The following is a 14,284-nucleotide window of genomic DNA, read 5'->3' on the forward strand; positions in this document are numbered from 1 at the left end:
AAGTTTCGCCAATTGGACGAAACCCGCGAGTGCAAGGGAGTGAGAACGCATGACTGACCATGACGATCATGTCGGCAAGCCCGCGTCTGTCGGGCGCCGCCAATTTCTGAAAGTGGCTGGCATCACCACCGGCGGCGTGTTGGCCGCCCCAGCCATCCTGAAGCTGACCTCGGTGGCCTCGGCCGCCGACCGTACCAACATCACGTTTGCCAGCGCCAAGTTCTTCGGCAAGCGGACCGTCGCCGAGATGGTGGACGTCTTCAACCAGTCCCAGAGCCGCATTCTCGTTCGCTATGACGAGCTGCCGCCGCCCAGCTCTTCCACCGAAGTCCACCAGGGCCTGGTGCAACGCCTCGCCAAGAAGGACGGCTCGCCCGACGTCTTCACCCAGGATGTCGTGTGGATCGCCGAGTTTGCCGGCGCCGGCTGGGCTCTGCCGCTCGACGAGTATGTCACCGCCAATGAGGCCGCCGCCTATTTCCCCGGCGTGCTGGCCGCCTGCAAGTGGCAGGGCAAGCTGACCGCCCTGCCCTGGTATGTCGATAGCGGCATGCTCTATTACCGCAAGGATCTCGTCTCCAAGGCACCGGAGACCTGGGAGGAACTGGTCGCCGCCGCCACCGATATCATGAAGGCCGGCAAGGCGAAGATCGGCTTCTCCTGGCAGGCCAAGCAGGCCGAGGTGCTGATCTGCGACCTGGTGGAATTCGTCACCTCCAACGGCGGCAGCATCCTCGGCGACGACGGCAAGACCGTGCACATCGCCGACGACGCGGCGGTGGAAGCCGTGCAGTTCATGTACGACACCATCGAGAAGTACAAGATCAGCCCGCCGGACGTCCGCAGCTGGGACGAGGAGCCGTCGCGCACGCCATTCACCGGCGGCGACGTCGCCTTCCTGCGCAACTGGTCCTACGTCTATCCGATCTGTCAGGACGCCAAGGCCTCCTCGGTGGTCGACAAGGTCGGCGTCGTGCCGCTGCCGCATTTCGCCAAGGGCAAGAGCGCGGCCTGCCTCGGCGGCTATCAGTATGGCGTCAACGCCTCGACCAAGAACCGGGACGCCTCGGTCGAATTCCTGAAGTGGCTGTCGAGCCCGGAGACGCAGCTGCTGTTCGCCACCGAGCTCGGTCTCGCGCCAAGCCGGCCGGCCGTGTTCGACAGTGCCGAACTCGGCAAGGCGCAGCCGTTCATGCAGACGCTGAAGCCGGTGTTCGTCGGCGCCACGGCGCGCCCGGTGACGCCGAAATACTCCCAGGTGTCGCTGGCGCTGCAGTCGGCCGTCTCCAAGGCGGTCACCAACGGCAACGTCGCCGACGCGCTCAAGGAAGCCAAGGCCAAGCTTGAGGGCATCGTCGGCGCATGACCACGCTTCCGTCGGTCGGCCGCTTGGCCGACAGCCGACGGAGCAAGCGACTGACGCAGAGGAGCCGTGCCGAACGGTGGGCGCCTCTGCTCTTTCTCCTGCCCGCGGCCTTCACCCTCCTCACCGTCTCCGTCTATCCGGTCATCGACGGCCTGCGCCTCTCCTTGCGCAACACCATGCTGTCGACCCAGGAAGACGCCTTCGTCGGTCTCTCCAACTACGTTCGGCTGACGGCTGACCCGGATTTCTGGTCGGCCTGGCGTCACACCATGCTGTTCACCGCCGCCTCCACCCTTCTCGAGACGGTGCTCGGCATGGCCATGGCCATCGTGCTCTACGAGACCTTCAAGGGACGGGGCTGGGTGAGGGCCGCGATGCTGGTTCCCTGGGCCATCCCCACGGTGGTCACCTCCAAGATGTTCGGCTGGCTGTTCGACGGCCAGCACGGCGTGGTCAACTGGCTGCTGATGCAGACCGGCCTGATCGACGGCTACGTCAACTGGTATGGCGACAGCCAGACGGCGCTTCTCACCATCATCATCGCCGACGTCTGGAAGACGACGCCCTTCATGGCGCTGCTGCTGCTCGCCGGATTGCAGACGGTGCCGCATTCGCTGGTCGAGGCCGCGCGCATCGACGGTGCCGGCCCCTGGCAATGCTTCTGGTCGATCCGCCTGCCGCTGTTGTTCACCACGCTCTTGATCGCCGGCATGTTCCGCGCCCTCGACGCCTTCCGCATCTTCGACCTGGTCTACGTGCTGACGGGCGGCGGTCCGGCCGACTCCACCGAGGTGCTGTCGACCCTGTCCTACAAGGTTCTCTTCTCGGGCCTCGACTTCGGCTACGGCAGCGCGCTGTCGGCGGCCATGTTCATCACCGAGGCTCTCATCGCCCTTGGCTTCGGCCTGTTCATCGTTCGCCGCATGCGGCGCGACAACGGCTGAGGAGGAAACCCATGCTGTCGTCCTGGCGCGCCCAACTCTTGATCACCCGCATCGCGCTTTACATCGCCTCGGCGCTGATCGTCGTCTGGTCGGTGGCGCCCTTCCTGTGGCAGGTCTCCACCTCCTTCCAGGAAGACCGACTGCTGTCGTCGCCGACGCCCAGCTTCCTGCCCTGGCCCGGCACGCTCGACCATTTCTACAACATCTTCGTCGAGAAGCAGTTTCACCTCTACATCATCAACTCGGCCATCGTGGCGGGGCTGACCACCCTGTTCTGCCTGGCCATCGGCGGCGGCGCCGCCTTCGCTCTCGCCCGGCTGCGCGTCTACTACCACTTCGGCATCCTGGCGCTGATCCTGTCGGTGTCGATGTTCCCGCAGATCGCCATCGTCGCGCCGCTCTACCTCGCCGCGTCGTCGCTCGGCCTGATGAACACCTACACCATCCTGGTGATCATCTATCTGTCGCTCGGGCTGCCGCTGGTGATCTGGGTGCTGTTCGGCTACTTCCAGACCATTCCCCGCGAAATCGACGAAGCCGCCATCATCGATGGCGCCGGTCCCTTGCGTCTGCTGGTCTCGGTCATCCTGCCGATGTCGCTGCCCGGCTTCGTCACCACCGGCCTGCTCGCCTTCATCATGGCCTGGAACGAGTTCATGTTCGCGCTCGCCTTCACCTCGGGCGTCGAGCGCCAGACCATTCCCGTCGGCATCGCCAACTTCACCAACCTCTACTACGTCCCCTGGGGCGATCTCGCCGCCGCCTCGGTGGTGGTGACGCTGCCGCTGGTGCTGCTGGTGCTCGCCTTCCAGCGCTGGATCATCCAGGGGCTGACGCAGGGCGCGGTCAAGGAATGACCACCATGAACAGCCCCCAGACCATCCACATCTCATCGATCGACTGGCCCAGCGCGTATGACCGGCTCGCCGCCGAAGTGCCAGCCATCGTCAGCGAAGCAACCAGGCTGGTCACCGGCTTCGCCGTCTGTCTCGACCGGCGCATCGATCTGCACGCCGTCGCGCCGCTGCTGGCCGAGCATCCCGATGCCGGGGCCCGCCGTCTGTTCGCCGAACTGATGGCGCGCGCCAAGGCCGGCCGCGGCGGCGAAATGCTGATGAACGACTGGCCGGACGGCCCCGCCTTCTTCGATCCGCACACGCTGCCGGGCGGCACGGCGATCGGCGGCACGTCGGCCCAGGCGGCCTGGACGCTGGCGGCAATCGGCGCGCCGTCCCTGCTTGCCCTGGGCGAGGTCGGCCCCGAAGAGCTCGCCTCGCTGCATGCCGGCATAGGCCTGGCCGAAAGCGACACCGCGATCGGCTCGCCGAAGCGTCGCTGGCCGGCACTCCAAGATAAGCCGGCGCATTACATCATCGAGTATACCGCCGGCCGGCCCCTGCCCGGTTTCGTGGCCGAACGGTCGACCCGCATCATCGTCCGCTTCGCCGATGAAGCCCTGCATGAGGATGCAACGTTCGACCGCTGGGTCGCGGCGAACGGGCATCAGTTGCGGGCCGGTCTGTTGTCATCGCCCAACACCGTTCCGCTGGCCGAGTTGCCGCCCGTCCTCGAGCGCCTCTCGAATGCGGCACACGCCTGGCGTAAGGCCGGTCTGTCGGTCGTCCACCTGGAACTCGGCGCCTATCCCTGGCCGGGAACGCTCGACGCCACGCTGACCGCCCTTTCGCCCGTGGTGACGTCGATCGGCCTCAATCAGAACGAACTGCGCGGCCTGGTGCCGGGCGACGACCCGCTGGCGCAGGCGGACGAGCTGTCGCGCCGGCTCGGCGTCGACCGGCTGGTCGTGCATGCCGATGGCTGGGCGTTGGCCGTCACCCGAGGCGACGCCCTGGTGGAGATGGATGCCCTCGCCATGGGCTGCCTGCTCGCCGCTTCCCGCGCCGAGGCCGGCCAGCCCTCCTCCCACCCCCGGGTGCCGCACGGCGCGCGCTTTGAGCCCTTGCCTGCGCCATCGATCTCCGCCCTGACGGATGGCCGCCGGGTTGTCTGCGTCGCCGCGCCCTATCTCGAACGGCCCGCCTCGACCGTCGGCCTCGGCGACAGCTTCACCGCCGGCTGCCTGCTCATCCATTCCATCGCCAGCCACCAGCCCATTCTCGGCTCGGCCGGTCTTGCAGCCCCACGGAGACCGTAATGGCACCCGTTTCCCTCAGATCCGTCACCAAGGCCTACGGTGCTTTCGAGGTCATCCATGGCATCGACCTCGAAATCGAAGACGGCGCCTTTGTCGTTCTGGTCGGCCCCTCGGGCTGCGGCAAATCCACCCTGCTTCGCATGATCGCGGGCCTCGAAACCATCAGCGGCGGCGAGGTGGTGATCGACGGCGACGTGATGAACGACGTGCCGCCCAAGCACCGCGACATCGCCATGGTGTTCCAGAACTATGCGCTCTATCCGCATATGACGGTGGCGCAGAATATGGGCTTTTCCCTGCGCCTCGCCAAGATGCCCCAGGCGGAGGCGGCCGAGAAGATCAGGGCCAGCGCCAGCATTCTCGGCCTCACCGATCTGCTCGATCGCTACCCGCGCCAGCTCTCCGGCGGCCAGCGCCAGCGCGTCGCCATGGGCAGGGCGATCGTCCGCAATCCCAAGGTCTTCCTGTTCGACGAGCCGCTATCCAACCTCGACGCCGCCCTGCGCATGCAGATGCGGGTGGAGATCGCCGAGCTGCATCAGAAGCTTGGCACCACCATGATCTACGTGACGCACGATCAGGTGGAAGCGATGACGCTGGCCACCAAGATCGCCGTCGTCAACAAGGGCACGCTCGAACAGGTGGCCACGCCGGTCCGCCTCTACGAGCGGCCGCAGAACCTGTTCGTCGCCCGTTTCATCGGCTCGCCGCAGATGAACATCCTGCCGGCGCGTCTGGCCGGCGCCGCCGAAGCGCGCCTTGCCGACGGCAGCGCCATCGCGCTACGGCAGCCGGTGACGCTCGGAGAGGGAAGCCCCCTCAGCGTCGGCATCCGTCCGGAGGCCTTGCTGCTGTCGGCCGACGGCCCGCTCGGCGGTCGCGTCACCCTGACCGAGCATCTCGGCGGCCTGACGCTGATCCACATTGTCCTCAGCGACGGCACGCCGGTGGTGCTGCAGGCCGTCGGCGCCCCCACCGTCGCCATGGGCGACGTCGTCCGTCTCAGCATCGACCCGGCCGGATTGCACCTGTTCGACCCGGATGGCCGCCGCATCGCCGCCCCGGGCGAAAGATGAACCCCTTCCGCACCGCTGCCCGGAAAACGGCGGCATCCCAACCAAGAAAACAAGTACCCAAGGAGAATTCAATGTTCCGCATGAATACCAAGCTCGCCAAGATCCGGGCCGGCAACTACGCCAAGGGCGACTTCATCATCGCCGACGCCAAGGACGGCGACATGTCCAACCCCATTCCCGGCACCGGGCCGATCCGCGACAAGGCCGGCAAGTTCGTTCGCTTCCGGACGCGTGCCGAGTTCCTGGACATGATCACCCAGCTGGTTCGCCAGGATCTGCTCGACATCATGCTGGTGTCCTGCTCCAACCTCGAACTGCTGCAGGAAGCCGGCGCCTTCAAGAACAGCCCCGTGCGGCCCGCCTTCCGCGCCAACGACACCACCGACATCTGGGGCGCCCGGCCCAACGGCTACGGCAAGCTCGGACCGTCGCGGCCGTTCCGCACGCCGTCGCTGAAGCGGATCGCCGAAGCCAAGATCGGCAATCTCGGCCTCTACTCGATCACCTTCGTCAACGACATCGAAGCCGACCTGAGGTCGCTCGAAGCCTTCAGCGCCTTCCGCGAGGACGCGGCGAAGAACGGCATCGAGTATTTCCTCGAGGTGTTCAATCCCAACGTCGAATGCGGCGTCGCGCCCGCCGATGTCGGCTCCTTCGTCAACGACAATCTGGCCCGCTGCCTGTCCGGCGTGCTGCGCGTCGACCGGCCGCAGTTCCTGAAATATCCCTACAACGGCGCCAAGGCGCTGGAGGAACTTGCCTCCTACGATCCGCAGCTGGTGGTGGGCGTGCTCGGCGGCGGCGCCGGCACGACGCGCGACACCTTCGAGCTGCTGTTCCAGGCCGAGAAATACGGCGCTCGCGTCGCGCTGTTCGGCCGCAAGATCAACCTTGCCGAAAGCCAGCTCGACATGGTCCGCCACATGCGCGCCGTGGCCGACGGCGAGTTGAGGCCGCTCGAGGCCGTCAGGTCCTACCACGCCGTGCTGAAGGAAAAGGGCATCGCCCCGGTCCGCAGCCTCGAGGACGACAGCGTCGTCACCGAGGCGGTCCTGAAAGCCGCGGCCTCCACCTGACGCTGCTTCCGAGGGCCTCTCGCCCGGAGCGATCCTCCCGCTCCGGGCGTCTTTGTTCAAGATGGGCGTCGGCGCCGCTCGGCACGCGATCGCGCCTAGAGCCTTCGCCGACCAAATTGAAACATTTGGTCGTCCAGCGAAGGCTCTAGGTTATTTGCTGGAGCAGCCGCTTTTCGATCAGGTTGACTCAACCTGATCGGCGGGTGCTCTAGCCTCTCCGATCAGAATCCGGTTGACAACGCAACCGAGCGCCACTGCGCCACGATCGCTGCATCGGAGGCGTGCTTGGCTTCGATCGCAACGATGGTGTCGGCTCCGAGTGGCAGGCGCACCGGCGGGTCGGCCACCTCGACAAAATCAACGAGGACCTCGGCCAGCTTGGCGGGATCGCCCGGCTGGGCGCCATTGATCCGGCCGGCATTCATCCTGACCTTGCCGGCCGTGCCGTCGTAGTCGGCAATGCTCGCGCCGCTGACTTTGAGCGACGAGGCGTCCATGAAATCCGTCCGGAAATAGCCTGGTTCGATAGCGGTGACATGAATGCCGAGGGGAGCCAGTTCGGCCCGCAGGGCCTCTGAAAGCGCTTCGACGGCGAACTTGCTAGCGCCATAGACGCCGAACCCGGCGGCACCCCGATAGCCGCCGATCGATGAGATGTTGAGGATGCGGCCCGACCGCGCCTTGCGCATGTGCGGCAGGACCGCGCGCGTCACGGCCAGCAGGCCAAAAACGTTGGTCCGGAAAACGGCCTCGATCTCGGCCGCGCTGGCTTCCTCGACCGCGCCGATCAGACCGAAGCCGGCGTTGTTGAGGAGAACGTCCACTTTCCCGAACCTGTCGATCGCCGCCTGGGCGGCCGCGACTGCCTGGTCTTCCTGGGTCACGTCGAGCGCGACGGAGAGAAGGTTGGGATGCGCGCCGATCCGCTCGATGACGGCCTGCGGATCGCGGGCCGTGGCCACCACGGCATCGCCTTTTTCGAGCACGCGCCGGACAACCAGGGCACCTATCCCACGTGAGGCACCGGTAACAAACCAAACTTTCATGGCATAATCCTTTGATGTCGACCGTCAGGAGGGGGCTTCACATCGCGCTGGATGTTGGCGACAGGGCCAGATCGGACCACAGATCATCCAGCAAGGCCTGGGTCTCGGCTGCTTCACGCGCGAAGTTGACGGCGTCTTCACCGGCGAGAATTCGCGTCGGCGGGCAGTCAAGGTCGGCAACCTGAAGCACAAGAGCGGCATGGCCGCGGGGGTCGCCCAGGTGGGACGCGTAGTCCGGAGATGTCATTGCCGCGACCGTCGCGCCCACGGTGGCATCATAGGCAGCGTTCCACGGCGTGATCTTGAGGGAGGAGGCTTCGGCGAAGCGTGTCCGCATTCCGCCGGGCTCGATGGCTGTTACCCGAATACCCAGCGCCGCCGTTTCAAGAGCGAGGCTTTCGGCCAACGCGGATACGGCCGCTTTCGACGCGTAGTAGACCCCGGCGCCCGGCGTGGCGATCCGCGCGCCAATCGATGAGATCAGAATGATGCGGCCATGCCCTTGCCCGCGCATGATCGGCAGGACCGATTGGCAAGCGTGGATGGTGCCCATCAGATTGGTGTTGATCAGGTCGCCGATCACATCGAGGGGGGTGTCTTCGATTGAGCCCACGGCGCCGTAGCCGGCATTGTTGACCAGGACATCAATACTGCCAACGTGGGCGACAGCGCCATCGATGGCCCGCGTCCAGGCCTCCCGATTGCCGACGTCCAGCGCCAGTCTGTGCAGCGTCTCAGGATGTCGTGCGGCAAGCTCATCGAGAGCGGACGGGTTGCGAGCGGTGGCCACCACCCGGTCGCCTCTGGCCAGAGCCGCCTCGACGATCGCCCGACCGAGGCCGACCGAGCTTCCGGTAATCATCCAGGTCTTCCGCATCTGGTCTCTCGCGTGTTTGGGTGTGGACGGCAAAATCGGTGGACGGCACGCGCCAGCCATCGACAGCTTCCGGCAGCAAGCCGAGGCACGCCAGCAAGGCGGTGTGAGATGGTGTTGGACGGCATGCAGTTACCGCCTCTCCACCTCGGATCGATCCGCGTCAGCTCAGCAGGCGCTTTTCCCATAGCCACGAGAGGGCGACATCGCCGAGAGCCCGCCCCTCGGCAGGGGCATGACGACCGGCGGCGGCCTGCCGATCGCCGCCCGCATCCAACTTCAGACAGGCGAAAGCGCGCATCGTATCGAGCAGCCGATAGGACGTCGCTTGACCGTCCCGCACAACGGCAAGCAGGGATTTCTCGACCAGAGACTGCAAGACGCCGGCGATCTCGGTGGCCGTGAGGTCGTCCCCCAACGTCAGCGACATGGCATCCGTCAGTTGAAACGGGCCGGAGAATATGGCGAGGCGGGCGAAGATCATCTTCTGGATGGGGTCGAGGCGATCGTAGCTCCACTCGATCGCCGACTGCAGGGTCTGGTGTCTCGCCGGGGCGGTGCGCCGGCCGCTCCAGATCAGCCTATGCCGTCCTTCCAGAAGACGAGCCGTCTCGCTCCAGCCATACTCGGCGACGCGGCTGGCGGCCAGCTCGATCGCCAGCGGCAGACCGTCGAGCGTTCGGCAGATCCCGGCGACGCAACCTGCATCGGCATCGCCGATCGTCCCGACATATCCGGCTGCCCGCGCCCGTTCGATGAGCATGCAGACCGCCGGGAAACGCATCGCCTCTTCCAGGGTGCGGCATTCGCCCAGTGAAGGATGCGCGAGCCCGCTCAATGGAATGGTCCGCTCTCCCTCGACGCGCAGCCTCTCCCGGCTGGTGGCAAGAATTCCAACCTGGGGAGCCTGGAGATAGATCTGCTCCGCCAACTTCGCGACCTCATCCACCACGTGCTCGCACCCGTCCAAGACAATGAGTCTCCGGCGCTCGCGCAGATCGTCGATGATCTCCGCCGTCGGATCGCTGGATGGGGTATCGATCGCCAGGGCCGTGGCCAACGTGCTGGCGACAAGCGTGGGATCGGCGAGATCACCCAGGTCGACGAACAGGATATCGTCGCCGTAATCCCCGGCGAGCTGATGGGTGACCGCGATGGCAAGGGTGGTCTTTCCCGCGCCACCGGCGCCCAGGATCGTGACGAACCGGTGCGTCCTCAGCGTCTGAACAATGTCGTGAATGGCGGCGTCGCGCCCGACGATGCGATCGAGAACGGGCAGCAGAGGCTGGCGGCCTAATTGCGATGTTTGGGAAGGCATTGTCGCAACGTGCTGTGTCGCCGTCGCCAAGCAATAGCCCCTGCCGGGTACGTTGACGATGTACCGGCGGCCGCCCGTTCCGTCGCCGAGGGCCTTGCGCAATCCGACGATGTGGAACCGAAGGTTGCTCTCGTCCACCGTCAGGTCGGGCCAGCCTTTGCGCAGCAGTTCGCTTTTGCCAAGCACTTCGCCAGGCCGTTCGGCAAGGGCAATCAGGATATCGAGCGCGCGACTTCCGAGGGTGACAGGATGACCGTCGCGCTCAAGCCGGCGCTCCGTGGGTACGAGCCGGAAGGGGCCAAAGAAATAGATCGTTCCAGTGGCCCTTGAATCACTCGCCGGAGAAGCGCTCATCAATGTCATGGCTGACCTCCACCCAAAGCCGCAATTGAAATGTCGATGGCGATTTTTCCCAGCCCATCGGCCTTCTTCAGCGCCTCGTAGGCCGCATCGGCCGTATCGAGCGTGAACCGGCGCGGGTCGACGAGCGGGGTGAGCTTGCCGGCCTCAACCAACTGACGAGCCTCTTCCAGAATCTCCCCATGGTGCTCGCGGCCCTCACCCAGGATCAGCGGCATCAGCGTGAAGACGCCGGAATAGGTACCGCCCTTGAACGACAGCGGCGCCAGTGGATGTGTGCCCCACCCCAGGGACGAGGTGACGTGGCCGAACTTGGCGACGGCGGCGAAGGCGACGTCGAGCGCGCCCACCGTGTCGTAGACGATGTCGAAGCCGCGCCCTCCGGTCAGCCGCCGCACGGCGTCGGCGATCGGCTCCTGGCGATCGATGAACTGAGCGCCGAGGCGCTCGATGACAGACCGGCTCTCCGCATTGCCAGTGGCGTGGACTGTCGCGCCGAAGGCTAGGCCCAACTGGACGACGATGTGGCCGACACCGCCCGCGCCCCCGAGCACCAAGAGGCTCTGCCCTGTCCTGACGCCCACACGGTCGATCAACCCTTCCCACGCCGTGATGGTCACCAGCGGCAGGACCGCGGCCTCACGCATACTGAGATTGGCGGGCTTGGCGGCGAGCAGTCGCTCGTCGGCACTGACATATTCGGCCAGCGTACCGGGATTGCCGCCGACCCCGCCCACCATACCGTAGACCTCGTCGCCGGTGCGGAAACGGGTCACGCCCGGCCCGAGGGCTTCAACGGTACCGGCCATATCCAACCCGAGAATGGCTGGCGCAGGGTGCCGGGCGTGGGCGGCCTCGCCGGCGTGGATCTTGGTGTCGAGCGGGTTGGTGCCGGCCGCCGCGATGCGGACCAGGACCTCGCCGGCCCCGGGGGTGGGACGGGTCACTCGAATGATCCGCAGGGGTGCGCCCACTTCGTGAAGAACGGCGGCTTTCATAGATGATGTCATGTGTGAGCTCCTGCGTGTTTTTCCCAATATGACCCCTTGTGGAACGCATGGAAATTATCGAAGCTGAATGTCGTCCATTCAGTTTTGAATGGATCCATAACGAGATCTGGACACCGCCATGGAATGGAGCGACCTGCGGATCTTTCTGGCGATCGCGCGCGATGGCACGCTTGGCGCGGCCGCCCGCCGGCTTGGCCTGTCACAGCCCACCATGGGACGACGCCTGTCGGCTCTCGAAGCCTCCGTGGGGCACGCCCTCTTTCAGCGCACGTCCGAGGGCTTCGTTCTTACTCACGAAGGCGCGGCCGTGCTGGCGCATGCCGAGCGGATGGAGGAAGAGGCGCTGGCCTTCGAGAGACGCCTGGCCGGCGCTGAGGCGCAACTCGACGGCTTCCTGCGACTGTCGTCCTCCGACTGGTTCGGCCGGCTGATGCTGGCGCCGGTGCTGGCCGAGTTCGGTCGCCTGCACCCGCAGGTCAGCGTCGAACTCCTGACCGACGCTCGGCTCTATAGCCTGCCCCGGCGCGAGGCCGACTTGGTCTTCCGCATCCGCCCTTTCGACGAGCCGGAGGTCATCTCCCGCCGCCTCGTGCACATTTCCTACGCCGTCTACGGCCCGCGAGATGGTCCCGCGAAGATCGACGGTGATGGGGAGGGGATCAGGGTCGTCACGATGGATACGGCCTTCGCCGACATGCCGGACGCGCGCTGGCTGGCGCGCCGGCTGCCAAAGGCCGATGTCGCCATGCGGAGCAACAACCGGGATGTGCAGGCGGTTCTCTCAGCGCAGGGAGCGGGCCTTGCCGTCCTCCCCCGGCCGCTTGGAGACGCAATGCCGGGCCTCCGGCCGGTCGATGTCGGCGAGCCGCCACCTGGGCGGGACACCTATGTCGGTTATCACCGGGACTTGCGTCGTCTCGCCAGACTTCGGGCCCTGCTCGATCTGGTCATCGCCCGCCTGGCATCGGCACCAAACCCGGCCGGTCCATGACCGGCCGGTGCTGTCGTGAGAACCGCTGGCAAGCTGTTGATTCCAGCGGTTTGCTTGGAGCAGACATTTGTCCCGGCGCTTGATGCCCGCCGGGACTCGGCGAAGGCTCTAGGGTTGTTGCTTCAGGACCGGCACCGCCTTGGCCCATTCCGCCCGGGTCTGCGGCACGCCGTCGAGCGTTTCGACGATCGTTTTCGACTTCTGCAGCGTCGCGGTCAGCGAACGCGGCCCTTCCCAGGGACGGCCGCCGATATGCCAGCCATCCGGGTGCAATTCCTCGATCAACACCCATACGACCTCGCGGAAGGCCTCTGATCCCTCGAATTCGACCAATACGTCGGTCAGCGCCTTCGCGAGCCGGTGCTTTTCCGCCTCACTGAAAACGCCTTCGACAAGCTTCACGTTTACGAACGGCATGGTGGCTCTCCTTGGAAAGATGGACAACGGAGCCATGTTGGGCGGAGCGACCTCTTGCCGCGAGCGAGGCGTTGTGAGCTTTGGTGAGCCGCGGTGAGCTGCGGTGCAGGGGCCTGAGCGGCGCGCAGCCGGCTGCTGTTGAAAGCGCGGGCGATGTCGGGCTCGCACCATCTCGCAAGGCTTCACCAGACCAGACGCGTCTTCGCCGCGCCAGGCGACCCCGCGCGACCGCCCACAACGTCTCTTAAGGCTTAACTGGCAGACGGTGCCGCTCTCCCGAAAGATCGACGGGCAACCAAGCCTGACACCGACACATCCGGGAGACAGTCATGAAGCCCATCCAGACAAGTAGACCTCCGACTCGGCGAACTATCCTCGCCGGCTCGCTCACTGCCGCCGCGGCTGCCGTTCTCGGCACTCAGGCGCAGTCCAGGCCCGTGGCGCCATCGGCCTCCGCGGTCCATCACCTCAAGACCGGAGCAACGAAGATGAGCAGTGGTTTCGTCAAGACGTCCGACGGGACGGAGATTTTCTACAAGGACTGGGGCAACGGCCAGCCCATCGTCTTCCACCACGGTTGGCCGCTCACGTCGGACGAGTGGGACACGCAGATGCTGTTCTTTCTCGCCAAGGGCTATCGCGTGATCGCCCATGACCGGCGCGGGCACGGACGGTCCTCCCAGACCGATCTTGGCAACGAGATGGACACATACGCCGACGACGTCACGGCCGTGGTCAGGCACCTCGACCTGAAGGACGCGATCCATATCGGCCATTCCACCGGTGGCGGCGAAGTGACGCGATATCTGGCGCGCCACGACAAGGGGCGCGTGGCCAAGGGCGTGCTCATCGGGGCGATCCCGCCGATCATGCTGAAGACGGCAGGCAACCCGGGCGGCCTTCCCATCGATTCCTTCGACGGCTTGCGAAATGCGCTGGCGGCCAACCGCTCGCAGTTTTACCTCGATGTCCCCATGGGCCCCTTCTATGGCTTCAACCGGCCAGGCGCCAAGACGTCGGAGGGTCTGATCCGCAACTGGTGGAGACAAGGTATGATGGGCGGTGCCAAGGCGCACTACGACTGCATCAAGGCCTTCTCCGAGACCGACTTCACCGAGGACCTGAAGGTGATCGACGTGCCGGTGCTGGTAATGCATGGCGAGGATGATCAGATCGTCCCCATCGACGACTCCGCCCGGCTCGCCGTGAAGCTCCTGAAAAAGGGAACGCTGAAGACCTATCCGGGTCTCCCGCACGGAATGGCGGCCACCCACGCCGACGTGATCAACGCCGATATCCTGGACTTCATCAAAGCCTAGATGTGAGCTTTCAGGAGGTTGTCCATTCGGAGCGGATTTTGGAGACTGGAGTTACCACACCTCAGTTTTCCAGGATCGCCCCGAATGAACATCCACAAGAATGCCCGCCTGACGCCGTTGCGTCGAGAGGAAATGGCCGTCGCGGTGATCGAAGGCCGTCTGTCGAAGGCGGAAGCGGCCCGCCGTTATGGCGTTTGCGTGAAGAGTGTGTCGCGTTGGGTTGAGCGCTTTCGTGTCGAAGGATCGGTCGGAATGGTCGATCGTTCGTCTCGTCCAAAGACCAGCCCCAGGCAACTCGCGACGGACGTGTGCGTCCGGATTGCGGCTTTGCG

14 protein-coding genes are annotated in these 14,284 nt (G+C 65.6%); 9 read left to right on the forward strand and 5 right to left on the reverse strand.

The window, feature by feature from the left end:
- Nucleotides 1-49 precede the first annotated feature (49 nt).
- From G522_RS27860 to G522_RS0120135, 6 genes are all read left to right on the forward strand, one after another.
- Entirely contained in the window at nt 50-1,366 is a 1,317-nt protein-coding gene (locus G522_RS27860) for an ABC transporter substrate-binding protein (protein WP_051228903.1), read from the forward strand.
- A complete protein-coding gene (locus G522_RS0120115; protein ID WP_084633305.1) occupies nt 1,363-2,310 on the forward strand; it encodes a carbohydrate ABC transporter permease in 948 nt (315 codons plus the stop codon). The genes G522_RS27860 and G522_RS0120115 overlap by 4 nt, the downstream gene beginning before the upstream one ends.
- A gap of 11 nt (nt 2,311-2,321) precedes the next feature.
- A complete protein-coding gene (locus G522_RS0120120; protein WP_036840158.1) occupies nt 2,322-3,167 on the forward strand; it encodes a carbohydrate ABC transporter permease in 846 nt (281 codons plus the stop codon).
- Between the two features lie 5 nt (nt 3,168-3,172).
- Nucleotides 3,173-4,465: an ADP-dependent glucokinase/phosphofructokinase gene (locus G522_RS27865; RefSeq protein WP_051228905.1), complete on the forward strand. Its 1,293-nt coding sequence runs from the start codon at nt 3,173-3,175 to the stop codon at nt 4,463-4,465.
- On the forward strand, nt 4,465-5,541 hold the full coding sequence (locus G522_RS0120130) for an ABC transporter ATP-binding protein (protein ID WP_026792581.1): 1,077 nt from the start codon (nt 4,465-4,467) through the stop codon (nt 5,539-5,541). The genes G522_RS27865 and G522_RS0120130 overlap by 1 nt, the downstream gene beginning before the upstream one ends.
- 71 nt (nt 5,542-5,612) lie before the next feature.
- Nucleotides 5,613-6,617 carry a hypothetical protein gene (locus tag G522_RS0120135; protein ID WP_026792582.1) on the forward strand — a complete coding sequence of 335 codons (1,005 nt, stop codon included), beginning with the start codon at nt 5,613-5,615 and terminating at the stop codon, nt 6,615-6,617.
- Between the two features lie 221 nt (nt 6,618-6,838).
- On the opposite strand, the gene G522_RS0120140 is transcribed toward G522_RS0120135, so the two are convergent.
- From G522_RS0120140 to G522_RS0120155, 4 genes are all read right to left on the reverse strand, one after another.
- Nucleotides 6,839-7,663 carry an SDR family NAD(P)-dependent oxidoreductase gene (locus G522_RS0120140; RefSeq protein ID WP_026792583.1) on the reverse strand — a complete coding sequence of 275 codons (825 nt, stop codon included), beginning with the start codon at nt 7,661-7,663 and terminating at the stop codon, nt 6,839-6,841.
- A 37-nt stretch (nt 7,664-7,700) separates the two neighbouring features.
- Nucleotides 7,701-8,540 carry an SDR family NAD(P)-dependent oxidoreductase gene (locus tag G522_RS0120145; RefSeq protein WP_026792584.1) on the reverse strand — a complete coding sequence of 280 codons (840 nt, stop codon included), beginning with the start codon at nt 8,538-8,540 and terminating at the stop codon, nt 7,701-7,703.
- A gap of 160 nt (nt 8,541-8,700) precedes the next feature.
- Complete coding sequence (locus G522_RS27870) at nt 8,701-10,218, reverse strand: winged helix-turn-helix domain-containing protein (protein ID WP_051228907.1); 1,518 nt, start codon at nt 10,216-10,218, stop codon at nt 8,701-8,703.
- Nucleotides 10,215-11,213 carry an alcohol dehydrogenase catalytic domain-containing protein gene (locus G522_RS0120155; protein ID WP_425414085.1) on the reverse strand — a complete coding sequence of 333 codons (999 nt, stop codon included), beginning with the start codon at nt 11,211-11,213 and terminating at the stop codon, nt 10,215-10,217. Before G522_RS0120155 ends, G522_RS27870 begins: the two co-directional genes overlap by 4 nt.
- Before the next feature lie 130 nt (nt 11,214-11,343).
- Here G522_RS0120155 and G522_RS0120160 point away from each other — a divergent pair, with 130 nt between their 5' ends.
- Nucleotides 11,344-12,216: a LysR family transcriptional regulator gene (locus G522_RS0120160; RefSeq protein WP_026792586.1), complete on the forward strand. Its 873-nt coding sequence runs from the start codon at nt 11,344-11,346 to the stop codon at nt 12,214-12,216.
- A 108-nt stretch (nt 12,217-12,324) separates the two neighbouring features.
- Here the strand turns inward: G522_RS0120160 and G522_RS0120165 are convergent, their stop codons facing one another.
- On the reverse strand, nt 12,325-12,633 hold the full coding sequence (locus tag G522_RS0120165; RefSeq protein WP_026792587.1) for a tautomerase family protein: 309 nt from the start codon (nt 12,631-12,633) through the stop codon (nt 12,325-12,327).
- 488 nt (nt 12,634-13,121) lie between these two features.
- On the opposite strand from G522_RS0120165, the gene G522_RS0120170 reads away from it, so the two are divergent.
- Complete coding sequence (locus G522_RS0120170; RefSeq protein ID WP_026792588.1) at nt 13,122-13,952, forward strand: alpha/beta fold hydrolase; 831 nt, start codon at nt 13,122-13,124, stop codon at nt 13,950-13,952.
- 84 nt (nt 13,953-14,036) lie between these two features.
- The coding region (locus G522_RS0120175; protein ID WP_026792589.1) for a leucine zipper domain-containing protein at nt 14,037-14,284 on the forward strand (248 nt) is incomplete at its 3' end.

This window comes from Pleomorphomonas oryzae DSM 16300 (assembly GCF_000422965.1).
In the GTDB taxonomy this organism is placed as follows: domain Bacteria; phylum Pseudomonadota; class Alphaproteobacteria; order Rhizobiales; family Pleomorphomonadaceae; genus Pleomorphomonas; species Pleomorphomonas oryzae.

Bases quoted from the DNA above. Each gene is read 5' to 3' on its own strand.
- G522_RS0120165 (WP_026792587.1), bottom strand. From the start codon at position 12,633: ATGCCGTTCGTAAACGTGAAGCTTGTCGAAGGCGTTTTCAGTGAGGCG.
- G522_RS27865 (WP_051228905.1), top strand. From the start codon at position 3,173: ATGAACAGCCCCCAGACCATCCACATCTCATCGATCGACTGGCCCAGC.
- G522_RS0120145 (WP_026792584.1), bottom strand. From the start codon at position 8,540: ATGCGGAAGACCTGGATGATTACCGGAAGCTCGGTCGGCCTCGGTCGG.
- G522_RS0120170 (WP_026792588.1), top strand. From the start codon at position 13,122: ATGAGCAGTGGTTTCGTCAAGACGTCCGACGGGACGGAGATTTTCTAC.
- G522_RS0120155 (WP_425414085.1), bottom strand. From the start codon at position 11,213: ATGAAAGCCGCCGTTCTTCACGAAGTGGGCGCACCCCTGCGGATCATT.
- G522_RS0120115 (WP_084633305.1), top strand. From the start codon at position 1,363: ATGACCACGCTTCCGTCGGTCGGCCGCTTGGCCGACAGCCGACGGAGC.
- G522_RS0120135 (WP_026792582.1), top strand. From the start codon at position 5,613: ATGTTCCGCATGAATACCAAGCTCGCCAAGATCCGGGCCGGCAACTAC.
- G522_RS0120160 (WP_026792586.1), top strand. From the start codon at position 11,344: ATGGAATGGAGCGACCTGCGGATCTTTCTGGCGATCGCGCGCGATGGC.
- G522_RS0120120 (WP_036840158.1), top strand. From the start codon at position 2,322: ATGCTGTCGTCCTGGCGCGCCCAACTCTTGATCACCCGCATCGCGCTT.
- G522_RS27870 (WP_051228907.1), bottom strand. From the start codon at position 10,218: ATGACATTGATGAGCGCTTCTCCGGCGAGTGATTCAAGGGCCACTGGA.
- G522_RS0120130 (WP_026792581.1), top strand. From the start codon at position 4,465: ATGGCACCCGTTTCCCTCAGATCCGTCACCAAGGCCTACGGTGCTTTC.
- G522_RS0120140 (WP_026792583.1), bottom strand. From the start codon at position 7,663: ATGAAAGTTTGGTTTGTTACCGGTGCCTCACGTGGGATAGGTGCCCTG.
- G522_RS27860 (WP_051228903.1), top strand. From the start codon at position 50: ATGACTGACCATGACGATCATGTCGGCAAGCCCGCGTCTGTCGGGCGC.